This is a genomic window from Mycobacterium pseudoshottsii JCM 15466 (assembly GCF_003584745.1).
GTDB lineage: Bacteria > Actinomycetota > Actinomycetes > Mycobacteriales > Mycobacteriaceae > Mycobacterium > Mycobacterium marinum.
Genome location: NZ_AP018410.1, coordinates 1,183,506 through 1,199,898, shown reverse-complemented (window position 1 = coordinate 1,199,898; position 16,393 = coordinate 1,183,506). Strand labels below are relative to the sequence as shown.

7 protein-coding genes are annotated in these 16,393 nt (G+C 67.4%); 5 read left to right on the top strand and 2 right to left on the bottom strand.

What is annotated here, in order from left to right:
* Positions 1-16: 16 nt before the first annotated feature.
* The 3 genes from recC to recD are packed head-to-tail and all read left to right on the top strand — an operon-like array spanning position 17 to position 8,408.
* Entirely contained in the window at positions 17-3,316 is a 3,300-nt protein-coding gene (gene recC, locus MPSD_RS05395; protein ID WP_020788614.1) for an exodeoxyribonuclease V subunit gamma, read from the top strand.
* Positions 3,316-6,648, top strand: coding sequence for an exodeoxyribonuclease V subunit beta (gene recB, locus MPSD_RS05390; RefSeq protein ID WP_086085057.1), 3,333 nt, complete (start codon positions 3,316-3,318; stop codon positions 6,646-6,648). Before recC ends, recB begins: the two co-directional genes overlap by 1 nt.
* Positions 6,645-8,408, top strand: coding sequence for an exodeoxyribonuclease V subunit alpha (gene recD / locus MPSD_RS05385; protein ID WP_020788616.1), 1,764 nt, complete (start codon positions 6,645-6,647; stop codon positions 8,406-8,408). Before recB ends, recD begins: the two co-directional genes overlap by 4 nt.
* 20 nt (positions 8,409-8,428) lie before the next feature.
* Here recD and MPSD_RS05380 read toward each other — a convergent pair whose 3' ends face one another.
* Positions 8,429-9,370: a class I SAM-dependent methyltransferase gene (locus tag MPSD_RS05380; protein WP_020788617.1), complete on the bottom strand. Its 942-nt coding sequence runs from the start codon at positions 9,368-9,370 to the stop codon at positions 8,429-8,431.
* Positions 9,371-9,501: 131 nt separating this feature from the next.
* On the opposite strand from MPSD_RS05380, the gene MPSD_RS05375 reads away from it, so the two are divergent.
* Together MPSD_RS05375 and MPSD_RS05370 are read left to right on the top strand one after the other, a co-directional pair.
* Positions 9,502-10,764: a metal-dependent hydrolase family protein gene (locus tag MPSD_RS05375; protein WP_086085056.1), complete on the top strand. Its 1,263-nt coding sequence runs from the start codon at positions 9,502-9,504 to the stop codon at positions 10,762-10,764.
* 496 nt (positions 10,765-11,260) lie between these two features.
* Entirely contained in the window at positions 11,261-13,636 is a 2,376-nt protein-coding gene (locus MPSD_RS05370) for a lysylphosphatidylglycerol synthase transmembrane domain-containing protein (protein ID WP_086085055.1), read from the top strand.
* Between the two features lie 22 nt (positions 13,637-13,658).
* Here the strand turns inward: MPSD_RS05370 and MPSD_RS05365 are convergent, their stop codons facing one another.
* Positions 13,659-16,298, bottom strand: coding sequence for a GH92 family glycosyl hydrolase (locus MPSD_RS05365; protein WP_086085054.1), 2,640 nt, complete (start codon positions 16,296-16,298; stop codon positions 13,659-13,661).
* Positions 16,299-16,393 lie beyond the last annotated feature (95 nt).

The window sequence follows — 16,393 nt, the reverse complement described above, 5'->3', positions numbered from 1 at the left end:
TCTATCGTGGCGGCCGATGCCCCTTCACCTCCACCGCGCCGAGCGCACCGATCTACTTGCCGATGGCCTCGGCGCGCTCCTGGCTCAACCGCTGGCGGATCCGTTCGCCGAAGAGTTGGTATTGGTTCCGGCACGCGGCGTGGAACGCTGGCTCAGTCAGCGTCTCTCGCACCTGTTGGGACATGCACCCGGCGGCGGCGACGGGGTGTGTGCGGGTGTGTCCTTCCGTAATCCGCGATCGTTGATCGCCGAGATCACCGGCACCGCCGCCGACGATCCCTGGTCAGCGGAAGCGATGACCTGGCCCCTGCTGGAAGTCATCGACGGTTCACTGGAAGAACCCTGGTGCGCGACGCTGGCAAGACATCTGGGCCACTTCGACGTCGGGCCTGAGGCCGAGTTGCGTCGGGGACGCCGGTATTCGGTGGCGCGCCGCCTGGCCGGACTGTTCGCCTCCTACGCCCGGCAGCGTCCCCGGGTGCTGTCCGATTGGCTCGATGGCGGGCGGGGCGACCTGGATCCCGATCTGAGCTGGCAGCCCGAACTGTGGTGCGCGCTGGTCGCGGTCGTGGGCGCCGATCCCCCACACCTCCGCCACGAAAAGACCCTCACCGCGCTGCGTGCCCGACCGGCCGGCCTGCCGCCGCGGCTGTCGCTATTCGGTCACACCCGGATGGCGGTCACCGACATCGAGCTGCTGGGCGCGCTGGCCACCCATCACGAACTGCACCTGTGGCTGCCCCACCCCAGTGCGGCCTTGTGGCGCTCGCTGGCCGACCTGCACGGTGTGGTGCCGCGGCGCGCCGACGCCAGCCATCGCCGCGTCGTCCATCCGCTGCTGGCGACCCTCGGGCGGGACCTGCGCGAGCTGCAACGCGGCCTCCCCGCCGATCCGGCGACCGACGAGGCACTCGGCGCCACTACCCGACCGGACACCCTGCTCGGCTGGCTGCAGTCCGACTTGGCCGCCAACCAGGTCCGGCCGGAAAACCGAACGTTGGTCGCCGGCGACCGGTCCATCCAGGTGCACAGCTGCCACGGGCCCGCCCGTCAGATCGACGTGCTGCGTGAGGTCCTGCTCGGCCTGCTCGCCGATGACCCGACGCTGGAACCTCGCGACATCCTGGTGATGTGCCCCGACATCGAAACGTATGCGCCGTTGATCGTCGCGGATTTCGGGCTCGGTGACGTGATGCACGGCGTGCACCCCGCGCATCGGCTTCGGGTACGGCTCGCCGACCGCTCACTGCTGCAAACCAATCCGCTGCTCGGCGTGGCGTCGCAGCTGCTGATGCTGGCCGGTAGCAGGGTCACCGCCAGCGAGGTGCTCAACCTCGCCCAGGCCGCCCCGGTGCGGGCCCGGTTCGGCTTCGCCGACGACCACCTCGAGGACATCACCAGATGGGTCCGGCAGTCGAATATCCGGTGGGGTTTCGACCAGGAGCACCGCAAGCCCTACGGGGTCGACTTCGTGCACAACACTTGGCGTTTCGGCATCGACCGGGTGCTGGCCGGCGTCGCCATGTCGGAAGCGTCGCACGCCTGGATCGACGCGACGCTGCCGCTCGACGATGTCGGCAGCAACCGGGTGGAATTGGCCGGTCGATTCGCCGAATACATCGACCGGCTGCGACAGGTGGTCGGTTCGCTCACCGGCACCCGACCGCTGCGGGAGTGGCTGGCCGCGTTGACCGACGGCATCGCCCTGCTGACCCGCGTCGACGAGGGCGAAGCCTGGCAGTCTGATCAGATGCAACGCGAGTTCGCCGAGGTATCGCGCACAGCCGGACGGTGGGTCGAGACGATGTTGCGGGTGCCCGACATCCGCGCGCTGCTGCAACGGCACCTCGCCGGACGGCCCACCCGCGCCAACTTCCGCACCGGTACCTTGACCGTCTGCACCATGGTTCCGATGCGCTCGGTCCCCCACCGGGTGGTCTGCCTGGTCGGCCTCGACGACGGCGTGTTTCCACGCCAAGGTGTCGTCGACGGCGACGACGTGCTGGCCCGCAGCCCGATGACCGGTGAGCGTGACATCCGTTCGGAGGATCGCCAATTGCTGCTCGACGCGATCGGTGCGGCCACCGAGAACCTGGTCATCACCTATACCGGCGCCAATGAGTATTCGGGTCAGCGCAAGCCACCGGCGGTACCGCTGGCCGAGCTACTCGACACCCTGGACATGACCACAACAGAGCAGGTCCGCGGCCGCGTCGTGGTCGAGCACCCGTTGCAGCCGTTCGACGTTCGCAACGTGACGCGCGGGGCGCTGATGCCCGGCGTGCCGTTCAGCTTCGATCCGACCGTGCTGCGGGCGGCGCGGGCGGCCGCCGGCGAACGCGCACAGCAGCCGAGGTTCATCGGCGCACCCTTGGCACCCCCACCCGCCGATGACGTGGCGCTCGCCGACCTGGTCGCCTTCTTCAAGGACCCGGTGAAGGGTTTCTTCCGGGCCCTCGATTACACGCTGCCGTGGGATGTCGACGGTGTCGAAGACGCCATGCCGGTCGACATCAACGCGCTCGAGGAGTGGACGGTCGGCGATCGGATGCTGGCCGACATCCTCAGCGGCATGGCACCGGATGAGGCCCGACAGGCGGAATGGCGGCGCGGCACGTTGCCGCCCGGCCAGCTCGGCTGGCGCAAAGTGACCGAAATCCGTGACCAAGCGGCCTTGCTGGCCGCCGCGGCGCTGCGGCACCGCCGAGACGACGCGGCGGCATATGACGTTGACATCGACCTGGGTTCGCGAAGGTTGACCGGCACGGTGGCGCAAGTGTTCGGCGATCGTCTGGTGTCGGTGACCTATTCCAAGCTCGACGGCAAACATCTACTCGAATCCTGGATACCGTTGTTGGCGTTGTTCGCTCACGCTGGGGCCCACGACTGGTCGGCCGTCTGCATCGGCCGGCAGAAACGGGGTACCGTGCCCCGCCAGGCGGGGCTGGGGCGCCCCCGCGAACAGCCGGTGGAGCTGCTTCGAGATTTGGTGGCGATCTATGACGCTGGACGCCGTGAGCCAATTCCGTTGCCGATCAAGACATCCTATGCCTGGGCGGCCGCCCGGCACTGCGGCGACGATCCGGTGCGGGAGGCGTCATTTCGGTGGAAGTCCAGCGACCGCTACCCGGCTGAGGACCAGGCACCGGCTCACGTTCGGACCTGGGGAAGGAACGCGAGACTGACCGATCTGATGCAACCGGTGCATGCCGAATCCGAGCGTGCGGCCTGCCCCAACGGTGAAGACAACCGGCTGGGGGCCTTCGCCGCGCGGCTCTGGCTGCCGATGCTGCGCGCCGAGCGGGACCCCGGCTGATGCGCCCCTTCGATCTGCTCGGCCCACTGCCCGCCGAGAATTCCACCACGGTGCTCGAAGCCAGCGCCGGAACGGGCAAGACATTCGCGTTGGCCGCGCTGGTGACCCGCTACGTCGCGGAGGGACGGGCCCGGCTCGACGAGATGCTGCTCATCACCTTCGGGCGGGCGGCCAGTCAGGAACTTCGTGAGCGGGTCCGATGCCAAATGGTCAATGCGGTGCGGGTTTTCCACGACTCCCGCAACGGCTCCGATGACGCGGACCCCGCCGGCGACAACCAACTGCTGGCTCACCTGCTCGACGGCACCGCCGCCGAGCGCGACGCGCGTCAGCAGCGCCTGCGCGACGCGCTGGCCGGATTCGATGCGGCGACCATTGCCACCACACACCAGTTCTGCCAGCTGGTGCTCAAGTCTTTGGGCGTCGCGGGTGACACCGACGCGGGTGTGACGCTGGTCGAAGACCTCGACGAGCTGGTCACCGAGATTGTCGACGATCTCTACCTGGTGCACTTCGGCCGTGACCGCGATGACCCCCCGCTGACCTACCGCGACGCACTGCGGATCGCCAGGGCGGTGGTCGCCAACCCGTCCACCCAGCTGCGGCCGCTGGATGCGCCGCCCAGATCCCGGGCCGCGGCCTGTGCCGGTTTCGCCCATCACGTTCTCGAAGAGCTGGAAACCCGCAAGCGGCGTCGGGGCATCCTCGGCTACGACGACCTGCTGCTGCGGCTGGCCGATGCCCTCGCTAGCGAGGACTCTGCGGCCCGGGCGCGAATGCAGCAGCGCTGGCCGGTGGTCATGGTCGATGAGTTCCAGGACACCGACGCGGTGCAGTGGCAGGTGATCGACAGCGCGTTCAGTGGGCGCTGCACACTGATTCTCATCGGCGACCCCAAGCAGGCCATCTACGCATTCCGCGGTGGCGACATCGTCACCTACCTGCACGCGGCGCAAACCGCCGGGGACAAGCGGACACTGGCCACCAACTGGCGCAGCGACAGCGCGCTGGTCGATCGGTTGCAGGTGGTGTTGCGTGGCGCTGAACTCGGCGATCCCGCAATCGTGGTGCGCGATGTCAAGGCCCACCACCAGGGCCACCGGCTCGCGGGCGCGCCGTACAACGACGCCCTGCGGCTGCGGGTGGTGCGCCGGGCCACGTTGGGCCGCAGGGGAATCCAGAACCTGCCCATCGATATTCTGCGCGATCACATCGGCCGTGATCTCGCCTCCGACATCGGTGCGTTGCTGGCCTCCGGGGCAACATTTGCCGGCAGAGCACTGCAGGCCAATGACATCGCCGTGATTGTCGAGAAGCACAAGGACGCGCGGGCCTGCCATCGCGCGCTCACCGACGCCGGGATTCACGCGGTCTACACCGGCGACACCGATGTGTTCAGCTCCGAAGCCGCCGACGACTGGCTAGCGCTGCTGGAGGCGTTCGACCAGCCGCATCGCCCCGGGATCGTGCGCGCCGCCGCCGCGACGATGTTCTTCGGCAAGACCGCCAACGATCTTGCCCGCGGCGGCGATGCGCTCACCGATCGCGTCGCAGAGACCCTGCGGGAGTGGGCGGACTACGCCCGCGAGCGGGGGGTGGCCGCCATCTTCGAGGCCGCGCAGTTGGGCGGTATGAGCGACCGCGTGCTGTCGTGGCAGGAGGGCCAGCGGCACATGACCGACCTGGCCCACGTGACGCAGCTGCTGCAGAAGGTCTCCCACCGGGAGCGCTATACCCTTCCGGCGCTGCGAGACTGGCTGCGCGGCCAGCGCAAGGATCGCGCTGGCGCTACCGAGCGCAACCGCCGGATCGATAGCGACGCCGCGGCCGTCCAGATCATGACGGTGTGGGTGAGCAAGGGTCTGCAGTATCCGGTGGTGTACCTGCCATTCGCCTTCAACCGCAACATTCAGGAACGCGAACTGGTGCTGTTTCACGACCGGGGCACGCGCTGCCTGCATATCGGCGGCAAGGACTCCCCTGATTTCGGCACGGTCGAGAGGCTGGGCGCCAAAGAGGCTGCCAACGACGACAGCCGATTGACCTACGTTGCGATGACGCGGGCGCAGTCGCAAGTGGTGGCCTGGTGGTCACCGGCCTATGACGAACCCAACGGCGGGCTGTCACGGCTGCTGCGGGGCCGGCGTCCCGGCGACTCGGTGGTACCTGACCGCGCCACCCCTGCCAAGATCACCGACGAGGATGCCTGGGACCGGTTTCAGCAATGGCAGGCCGCCGGAGGGCCGACGGTGGAAGAGTCCGTCATCGCCGCGGCACCGGCGATTGCCGGCCAGCCGGCGCCGTCCGAGCTGGCCACCCGCCGGTTTGACCGCGGCATCGACATCAGGTGGCGGCGCACGTCGTATTCGGGATTGATCAGGATGGCCGAGGCGACCGGCGTCAGCAGTGAGCCGGAGGTGACCGAACGCGATGATGAAGTCGCCGAGGTTCCGTTGACCGAGGTGGTGATGTCCGGGCCCGAGCAGCCTTCTCCCATGGCGGATCTCCCATCCGGCGCGAAGTTCGGCTCGCTGGTGCACGCCGTGCTGGAGACCAGCGATCCCTTCGCCATCGATCTCGCCGCCGAGCTGGAATCCCAGATCCGGGTGCAATCCGCGTGGTGGCCGGTGCAGGTGCCCGCGGCCCAGCTTGCCGCGGCGTTGGTCCCGATGCACGACACCCCGCTGGGCCCGCTGGCCGGCGGATTGACGCTGCGCCAAATCGGGCTACCGGACCGATTGCGGGAGATGGACTTCGAGTTTCCGTTGGCCGGAGGCGATGAGGCTGATGCCGGGGGCCACGCACCCGATCTCCGGCTGGCCGACGTCGGGGCGCTGTTGCGGGCGCACCTGGACGCATCCGACCCGCTGGCGCCATATGCCGATCGGTTGAGCGGGGACGCGCTTGGTGGTCAGACGCTGCGCGGATATCTCAGCGGTTCGGTCGACGTGGTGTTACGGATTCCCGACGGGCCGGGCCAGCGGTATCTGGTCGTCGACTACAAGACCAACTGGCTGGGTGACCCCGACCGCCCGTTGACCGCCGCCGACTACCACCGTCCCCGGCTGATCGAGGCGATGCTGCACTCCGACTATCCGTTGCAGGCGTTGCTGTACACCGTTGTGCTGCACCGTTTTCTGCGCTGGCGCCAGCCAGGATACGATCCGGCCCGACACCTGGGCGGCGTGCTGTACCTGTTCGTCCGCGGGATGTGCGGTCCCGACACTCCCATGCTCGACAGTCACCCCGCCGGGGTGTTCAGCTGGTCGCCTCCGGCCGCACTGGTGACGGCGTTGTCCGATCTGCTTGATGCGGGCAGGGCGGTCGCATGACCATCGAGGTTGTCGACCCGGCGGACTGGCGGCAGGCGGCGAGCGCGTCCGGACCGCTGCGGACGTTCAACGAAGCCGGTGTCATCGATGCGGCCGATGTCCATGTCGCGCAACGCCTTGCGGCCATGTCTGGCGAGTCCGACCCGGTGGTGTTGCTGGCCATCGCGTTCGTGGTGCGCGCGCTGCGGGGCGGTTCTGTGTGTGTCGACCTGTCCACCATCGAGGCACAAGTCGGGATCGCCGACCTCCCCTGGCCGGCGGCCGGCGAATGGCTGGCCGCGGTTCGGGCCAGCCCACTGGTCGGGTCACCGGCGGTGCTGCGCCTGTACGAGGACAATCTGGTCTATCTGGACCGGTACTGGCGCGAAGAACAGCAGGTCGCCGACGACATCCTGGCCCTGCTGGCCGCCCGGGCCAGCGCATCGGGCCCGGCTATCGAGGTCAACCGGCTGTTTCCACCCGGCTACGAAGAGCAGCGCGCGGCCGCCAAGATTGCGCTGGCGCAGGGCTTGACGGTGCTGACCGGTGGACCGGGGACCGGCAAAACCACCACGGTGGCGCGGCTGTTGGCCCTATTCGCCGAGCAGGCACAGCTCGCCGGCAAGGCGCGACTGCGCATTGCACTGGCCGCACCGACCGGCAAGGCCGCGGCCAGACTGCACGAGGCGGTGCAGTCGCAGATCGACAAACTCGATGCCATCGATCAGCAAAGGGTTCGTGGGCTACAGGCGACCACATTGCACCGGCTGCTGGGCAGCCGGCCCGACACCTCATCACGGTTTCGCCATCATCGCGGCAACCGGCTGCCGCATGACGTGATCGTCATCGATGAGACGTCGATGGTGTCGCTGACCATGATGGCTCGCCTGCTCGAAGCGGTGCGTCCGCAGACGCGGCTGCTTCTTGTCGGCGATCCCGACCAACTGGCGTCGGTGGAGGCGGGCGCGGTGTTGGCCGACCTGGTGGACGGGCTGGGCGCGCGCCACGACACCCACGTCGCGGCACTGCGCAGACTGCATCGGTTCGGCGAGTCGATCGGCCAGTTGGCGGCGGCCATCCGCGGCGGCGACGCCGACCGGGTTGTCGAGATCTTGCGGGCGGGCGACGACCACATCGAGTGGATCAACGCCGCCGACCCGACCCCGCAGCTGCGCAATGTGCTGCTTCCACACGCCCTTGAGCTTCGACGCGCCGGCGCGCTCGGTGATACCGCGGCCGCGTTGGCAACACTCGACGAGCAACGGCTGCTGTGCGCACACCGGCGTGGACCGTATGGAATCGCGCACTGGAACCACCAAGTGCAGAGATGGCTCACCGAAGCAACGGGCGAGCCGATCTGGTCGAACTGGTATGCCGGACGGCCGGTGTTGGTGACCGCCAACGACTATGGGCTCGGCGTGTACAACGGCGACACCGGGGTGGCCGTCCTGGATGGCACGAACCGCGCCGCGGCTCCGGGCGCGCTGCGGGTCGTCATCGCCGGCGCGCAGGAGCCGCTGAAGTTCGCGACCAGCCGACTATCTGATGTGGAAACCATGCATGCCATGACGATCCACAAGAGCCAGGGCAGTCAAGCCGACGACGTGACCGTGCTGCTGCCGCCGGCGGATTCCCGGTTGCTGACCCGGGAACTGTTCTACACGGCGGTCACCCGGGCCGCCCGCAAGGTGCGCATCGTCGGGCCGGAGTGCGACGTACGGGCCGCGATCGCGCGCCGGGCGATCCGGGCGACCGGGTTGCGTTCCCGATTGCAGCCGTGACGGCGCCCGCCTAGTCGCGACTAGTTGCGCTGCGCGGCCACAAACAGATTCGTGGGCACCCGGTCCTCGACCTGAGCTGCGGCCGCGCGGCCGTAGCCGGCCATCAGCTCGCCCGACGGCGTCACCGTAACGTCCCAGTCGTGACGCCGGAACCAGTCGCCGACGTCTTCGCGTTCCTCGAAGTACCACAGTTCGTCGGTGCGGGGGATCTCCCGCTGCGGCTCCACGTGCGCCATCACCGCCCGGATCCGCGCCATCCGGGCACTTCGGTTGGCCCGAACCTGCGGGTCGAGGAACTTCGGCCCCAGCGCCTCGACGACGATGCGGCTTGCGCGCACGGTCAGTCCCTGAACCCGCTCGAACAGCAGGTCCTGGGCCACCGCGGGCAAGTACGGCATCAGCCCTTCGGCGGACCAGACGCTGGGCACCGAAGGGTCAAAACCGGCCTGGCGCAGCGCGGTCGGCCAGTCCTGACGAAGGTCCACCGCGACCGCGACCCGGCCGCAGGCGGGTTCGGCCCCGTGCTCGGCCAACGTCGCAGCCTTGAACTCCAGCACCCTGGGCTGGTCGAGTTCGAACACCGTCGTGCCGGCTGGCCAGGGCAGCCGCCAGGCGCGCGAGTCCAGTCCGGCCGCCAGGATCACCGCCTGACCGATCCCCGCGCGCGTCGCGTCCAGGAAGAACTCGTCGAAAAACGCCGTCCGCGAGGCCATGTAGCTGACCATCGCCTCCATCTGCAGCGGCAGATCCGGTTCGATTTCGAGCAGTTCGGCCGGCAGTTGCGGCGCCGAGTGCCAGTTCCACACGCCGTCGCCGACCGCGTCGAGGAATACCTGTGCGAATGGATCGCTGATCAACGGATGCTGGCTTCGAGTCTCGGCCGCCCGCGCCGAAGCCACACCCAGCGCCGTCGCCCCGACGCTCTCGGTGATTTCCCAGCTGTCGTCCTCGGTCCGCGCCATGCCCGGCTCCTCCCGTCGATCAACGCCTCCCTGGCGAACATACGTCAGCAGCACGCGCACCGACGTGAGCCGCCGGCGGTTCAGGCGCGGGGATACACGTAACCTACAAGCACACTCGACGAGGAGCCCGGATGGAACCAAACGAGCTGCATATCTCAAACGTCAAGGTCTTCGACAGCGTCGACGGCCGGATCACCGGGCCGGTCGACGTGACCGTCCGCGGCCCCGTGATCGCCAGCATCGCACCGGCGGGCGCCGCGGCATTGTCCGGCCCAGCCATCGACGGCACCGGCAAGACACTGTTACCCGGGCTGATCGATGCGCACTGGCATGCGATGTTCACCACCATCCCGGCAGCGCTGGCCCAGGTCAGCGAGTTCGGCTACGTGGTCGCCAGGGCCGTGGTCAGTGCCCGCGAGACACTGTTGCGCGGCTTCACCACCGTCCGCGACCTCGGTGGTCCGGTGTTCGGCGTCAAGCAGGCGATCGACGAGGGCTCGATTCCGGGCCCGCGGATCTACCCGGCGGGCGGCTTCATTTCCCAGTCGGGCGGGCACGGGGATTTCCGGCTGCCCAACGAGGTGCCGCGTGGGGTGTGCGGCCACCTGAGCTACACCGAGATCATCGGCGCGGCCGTGATCGCCGACGGCGAGGCCGAGGTATTGCGCGGGGCGCGGGAGACGCTGCGCCGCGGCGCGTCACAACTGAAGCTGATGGCCGGCGGTGGCGTCACCTCCGCATACGACCCGCTCGATGTTGCCCAGTTCACCGAGACCGAAATGCGCGCGGCGGTGGAGGCCGCCGAAAACTGGGGCACCTACGTCACCGTGCACGCCTACACCCCTCGCGCCATCCGGGCCGCGATCGCCGCCGGTGTCCGCTGCGTCGAACACGGTCAACTGATCGATGAACCGACCGCCGCGCTGCTCGCCGAAAAGGACATCTGGTGGTGCCTGCAACCGTTCCTGGATGACGAGGACGCGGTGGCGGTGCCTCCCCCGAGCGTGCCCAAGTTCAAGCAGATGGTCGCGGGCGCCGACACCGCGTATCAGCTGGCGATCAAGCACGGCGTCAAGATCGTGTTCGGTACCGACACGTTGTTCGACGCCAAGCTCGCCACCCGCCAGGGTGCTCAGCTAGCAAAGCTCACGCGCTGGTTCACGCCCGCCGAGGTGTTGCAGCAGGCGACGATCCGCAACGCCGAGTTGCTGGCGATGTCGGGGCCGCGCAACCCGTACCCGGGGCGGCTGGGCGTGGTTGCCGAAGGCGCGCTGGCCGACCTGATCCTGGTCGACGGGGATCCGATTGCCGACATCTCGCTGATCGCCCGACCCGACGAGACGTTCACCACCATCATCAAGAACGGCCGGGTGGTCAAGGGTGCGGCGAGTTAGTCCAGCAACGGCACCGGAAAACGGTGTCCGTTAGGTCATTTCCCAAGCATCAGGTGCCCAGTCACGCGGGTCTTCACCGCCAGACGTTGACCCGGCCCGTATCACACCCGCCACATTGCCTCGCGCTGGCATCGAATTGTGCTGCACGCCAAGCACCGTGGCTACTCGTTCGCCGGCTGGACCTGCCGGTCGCCTCACCGAAGTGCATCAGGTGAGCGACTGGGCCGAGTGTGGGCGAACCGAAAGCTCAACAACCCCACCACCGAATGGATTCCTGCGGCGCACCTCGACGCGGTTGTGGGTAACCGGGCCCGCACCAACGCCTTTTTCATCCGCAGCGGTTCTGACGCAGCGACAAGGAAGGTCCATGAACATCGCGGGCGCCGATTCGCGTGCGGCGGTTTGGATTGCCTAGGCCCACCTGTAATCCTGTTCCCACAGGTAAGTTGTCAGCGAGCCATGGAGAGGGGAATCGGTCCACCGGACCGTTGGGCATATGCGAGTTGACGGACGCGAGATCACCGTTTCCGGTAGCTTGCTGCCTCCGATAACCAGACGCACCAACGACATCATCTGGCTGGTCGTAGCGGTGGTCTTCCTCGTGGTCGTGGTGACGAGTTCGGTGATCACCCGCCCGCGGTGGGTGGCATTGGAGAAATCGATCTCCGAAATTGTCGGCGTTCTTACCCCCACCCAATCCGATCTGGTTTACCTGGCTTACGGTGCGGCGATTCTGGCGTTGCCATTCGTGATTCTGATCGGGCTGATCGTGAGCCGACAATGGAAACTGCTCGGCGCCTACGCGGTCGCGGCAATCATGGCCGCTCTGCCGTTGTCGATCAGCAGCAACCGAATTTCGGCCCCCCGGTGGCATTTCAACCTGTCCGAGAAGCTCACCACCCTGCCGGCCCAGTTTCTGGATGACCCGCGGTGGATAGCGATGGTCGCGGCGGTACTCACCGTGTCAGGCCCCTGGCTGCCCGCCCGCTGGCGACATTGGTGGTGGGGCTTGTTGTTGGCCTTCGTGCCGATCCACCTGGTCATCAGCGCCATCGTGCCGGCCCGTTCGTTGCTGGGACTGGCCGTGGGGTGGTTAGTCGGCGCGCTGGTGGTCCTAGTCGTTGGCACGCCCGCTCTCGAGGTGCCCTTGGAAGGTGCGGTCCGCGCCATGGCCAAGCGTGGATTCGCGGTATCGATGCTCACGGTGGTGCGGCCGGGCGGCGCCGGTCCACTAGTGCTGGCGGCCACCTCCCCCGACCCCGAATGCCGGGCGGCTATCGAGTTGTACGGCCCGCATCAGCACAGCGGCGGCGCGCTGCGGCAACTCTGGTGGAAGCTGCGACTGCGCGGCTCCGAAACCGCGCCGCTGCAGGCCTCCATGCGCCGCGCGGTCGAGCACCGCGCCCTGATGGCCATCGCGATCGGGGAAGCGGGTGTCGCCAATACCTCGACCATCGCGCTGGCCGCGCTCGACCGCGAATGGACGCTGTACGCGCACAACCCGGTACGCGGGACACCGCTGGATGAATGCACCGCCCAGACACCGGTTGGCCGGGTGTGGGAATCGTTGCGAACGCTCAACGACTACCAGATCTCGCACGGGGACTTGCGCTGCCACGAGATCACAGTCGATGAGGACAAGGTCCTGTTCGGGGGGTTCGGCAACGCCGAATATGGGGCCACCGACGCCCAACTCCAGTCGGATATCGCCCAACTCCTGGTGACCACCTCGGCACTGTACGGCGCGCAGCCCGCGGTGAGCGCCGCGATCGAAGCATTCGGCAAAGACACCATCCTGATGGCCTCGCGCCGGCTCACCAAATCCGCCGTGCCCAAGCGCATCCGCGAATCTGTGGCCAACGCCAAGACCGTCATCGCCGGCGCCCGCACCGAGGTCAAGCGCCAGACCGGTGCCGATCAGATCGAGAGCCAGACGATCACCCGGTTCAGTCGCAGCCAGTTCATCCAACTGGTGCTGATCGGCGCGCTGGTGTACGTCGCGTATCCGTTCATCAGCACCGTGCCGACCTTCTTCTCCCAGCTCAGAACCGCCAACTGGACGTGGGCACTGCTCGGGTTGGCGGTGTCGGCACTGACCTATGTCGGTGCTGCGGCGGCATTGTGGACCTGCGCCGACGGGCAGGTCAGCTTCTGGAAGCTCTCGATCGTGCAGGTGGCCAATACCTTTGCGGCAACAACCACCCCGGCCGGCGTCGGTGGCCTCGCGCTGAGCACCCGTTTCCTGCAGAAGAGCGGTCTGAGCGCGTTACGGGCCACCGCAGCCGTAGCGCTGCAGCAGTCGGTCCAGGTGATTGTTCACCTGGCGTTGCTGATCCTGTTCAGCACCGTCGCGGGAACCTCAACCGATCTATCGCATTTCGTGCCCACCGGCACCGTGGTGTACCTGATCGCGGGTGTGGCGCTGGGCATCATCGGAACGTTCTTGTTCGTGCCTAACTTGCGGCGCTGGCTGTCGACGGAGGTGCGGCCCAAGCTCAAAGAGGTCACCAGCGACCTGATTGTGCTGGGCCGGGAGCCCAAGCGATTCGCCATCATCCTGCTGGGTTGTGCGGGAACCACTCTCGGTGCCGCGCTGGCGCTGTGGGCCAGCATCGAAGCCTTCGGCGGCGGAACCACATTTGTCACCGTCACGGTGGTGACGATGGTCGGCGGGACGCTGGCCTCGGCCGCGCCGACACCCGGCGGTGTCGGCGCCGTCGAGGCGGCACTGATCGGTGGGCTGGCCGCGTTCGGGGTGCCCGAGGCGATCGGCGTTCCCTCGGTACTGCTGTACCGCGTGCTCACCTGCTGGTTACCGGTGTTTCTGGGCTGGCCGATAATGCGGTGGCTGACCAAGAGCGAAATGATCTAGCGCTGGCCGCGGCGCGCGCGGGTCACTCGTCATAGCCGAGGACCACAACCAGCACGGTCGATGTCCGGCTGGTTGCACCGGCGGTGGTGGTCAGATACGTCAGGTAGTACTCGTTGTCGACCGACTTGTCCACCGTGATTCCGACCCGGGTCGTGGCCGATCCATTCTCGGCGAATCGTCCCGAGGTGGGTACCACCGTGATCCCGCCGGTCGAGGACTCTCCGGTGATGGTGAACTCGTCTATGCCGGTGATCATCCGTTGTAGGTCGACCCTGACGGTTCGTGTCGTTCCGGGCGCAATCCTGATGATGGGTTGCGGGACATTGACCGTCACCGCCGAGCCGCCCGCGCCGAACGACGGTGGCGCCGATGACGGTCCGCTACCCCACTGCTTGTTGGGAACGGCGGCAAGCTCGAAGGCGACGTCGCCGCCTGTCGTGATGATCGACTCCGGAAGATAGGTCTGGTCAGTGGCCGCACCGTTGATGCGCAGCCCACTGATGTACCTCATGTGGCTGGGCGCGGACGCGCCGGGCGCGGAAAGCCGGATGAATTTGTCTGCGGGGAGGCTGATTACGGCCCGGTCAAACAATGGGGTATTCACCGTCAGGATCGGAGTCCCCGCCGTGATCGGATACAGACCGAGGGCCGCCCAGACATACCAGCTGGACAGCGCGCCCAGATCGTCGTTGCCGGGCGCGCCGTCGGGCGTGGCCGCGAACAGGCCGCGCACTCGGTTGACCGTCCGCTGCGTCTTCCACGGCGCTCCCAGGTAGTTGTAGATCCACGGCACCCCGAAACCCGGCTCATTGCCGGCCCACAGGTAGGGCTGGTTTGGGCCCACGTTGAGCTTCTTGGTGAAGCGATCCAGCCGGTTTTCCGCCGCCGCACGGCCGTCCAGCGCTGTCACCAGGCCGGCGATGTTTTGCGGCACCATCCACAGATATTGCTCGGCGTTGCCCTCGTCGAATCCGTCCTGACCAAACCCCTCCGGGATCTCGGTGAATCCCGGGCCGTCGGGGAAGAATCCCATCCGATCCCGTGGCGAGATGAAACCGGTGCTGGGGTTGAACAGGTTCTGCCAGTACTGCGACCGGTGCTGGAATTCGGCGGCGGTCTTGTCGTCGCCCAACGCCTGCGCGAATCGGGAGATGGTGAAGTCGTCGATGGCCCATTCCAGGGTGATCGATGCGCCCGCGATGCGCCCGCCGGTAGCGAATTCGCTCACCTGCGGCCCGAAACCCAACTCTTGGTAGGTGGTGATTCCCGGCCGCTCGACATAACCGATGAGGCCGACGCCGCCCCGCGTCGCCGCGTTCACCATGTAACGCAGCGCGGTGTGAACGTCGAAGTCCTTGGCGCCGAAGGTATAGAGATTTACGATCAGCGGCAGCGCATTGTCCCCGGTCATCATGCCCGTCGACGAATTCGCAAGGGGCCAGCGCGGAAACGCACCGCTCTGCTCTGCGTCGTTGACCAGTGACTGGGCCATGTCGCTGGCCTGGCTGGGGAAGAGCAGCCCTTGCAGAGCGGCCAGGCTGCGATAGGTGTCCCAGTCGGAGAAATTGGCATATTGGGTATGGCCCTGGGGCACCGTGTGAATGGCACCGTCAAACCCGAGGTATCGACCGTCGGCATCGTTGAAGGTGTTGGGGTGCAACAGTGAACGGTAGAGGCAGCTGTAGAAGGTCACCAGTTCGTCGGGGTCACGGCCGGCCACCGCGATGCGCAGCAGCGCCGCGTTCCACTCCCTCGCGGCGGCGGTGCGAACATCGTCGAAACTCGCCGCCCCCTCGGCCGCGAGGTTCGCTCGTGCGCCGTCGATGCCCACGTAGGAGATCGCGGTTTGCACCTCGAGTGCGGCGCCGGACGGAAACTCCACATAAGCCCCGCTGCGCCGGGAATGCGCGCCGCGGACCCCGGCGTAGACGGCGTAGCCGTCCCACGCGCCGTAGGAGATGAACGGCTGGTTGAACTTCATCGCGAAGTACACGGTGTAGGTGTTGTTCTTGCCGCAGAATCCGCCGCTGGTCGCCCAACCGGTGATCGTGGTGTTGTCCGCCCCGAGCTGGATTGTCGAGCGCGAGTTGCCCGCCAGCGACGCCCCGGACTGCACCCGCAGCAAGGCCGGCCGGCCATCGCGCGGGTAGCTGAACCGGCCGAAGCCGGTGCGGGTGGTGGCAGTGAGCTCCGCGGTCACCCCGGTGGCCGGAAAGTGCACCGAGTAATAGCCGGGGACCCCCACTTCGCTGTCATCGTGGGCAATCCGCTCGGCCCCGCGCCAAGGTTGCACACTGATCGCGGTGGTGGTGGGCAACACCGAAATGTCGCCGAAGGCAGCGCAGCCCACCGAGGCGTGCGTCATGCTGAACCCGGTGGAACGGGGATTCTGGTAGTCGTAGCCGGCATAGTTGTCGGTGGTGTCCGGCGAGTACTGCACCATGCCGAACGGCACCGCTGCGCCGGGGAAATTGTTGATCTCCCCGACGATCTCGCCCCCGGTCCCGGTGCCGACCAGCGTGTCGACGTAGTCGACGGGGTTAGCCACCAACGACGGTTCCCCGTCGTAGGCACGCGGCGGCGCGGCCGCAATCAACGGCAGCAACAGGCCCAGCATCGCGAGGAGCGCAGCAAGGCCCCGCAGCAACCTCGGTGACCGCATACGTGTCTCATTACTGCACGCCGAGCCTTCCCGTGGGGATTTCGGCATTAATCCAGGCCGATGACAGGACAATGCGCGCCATCACATTTTCGGCG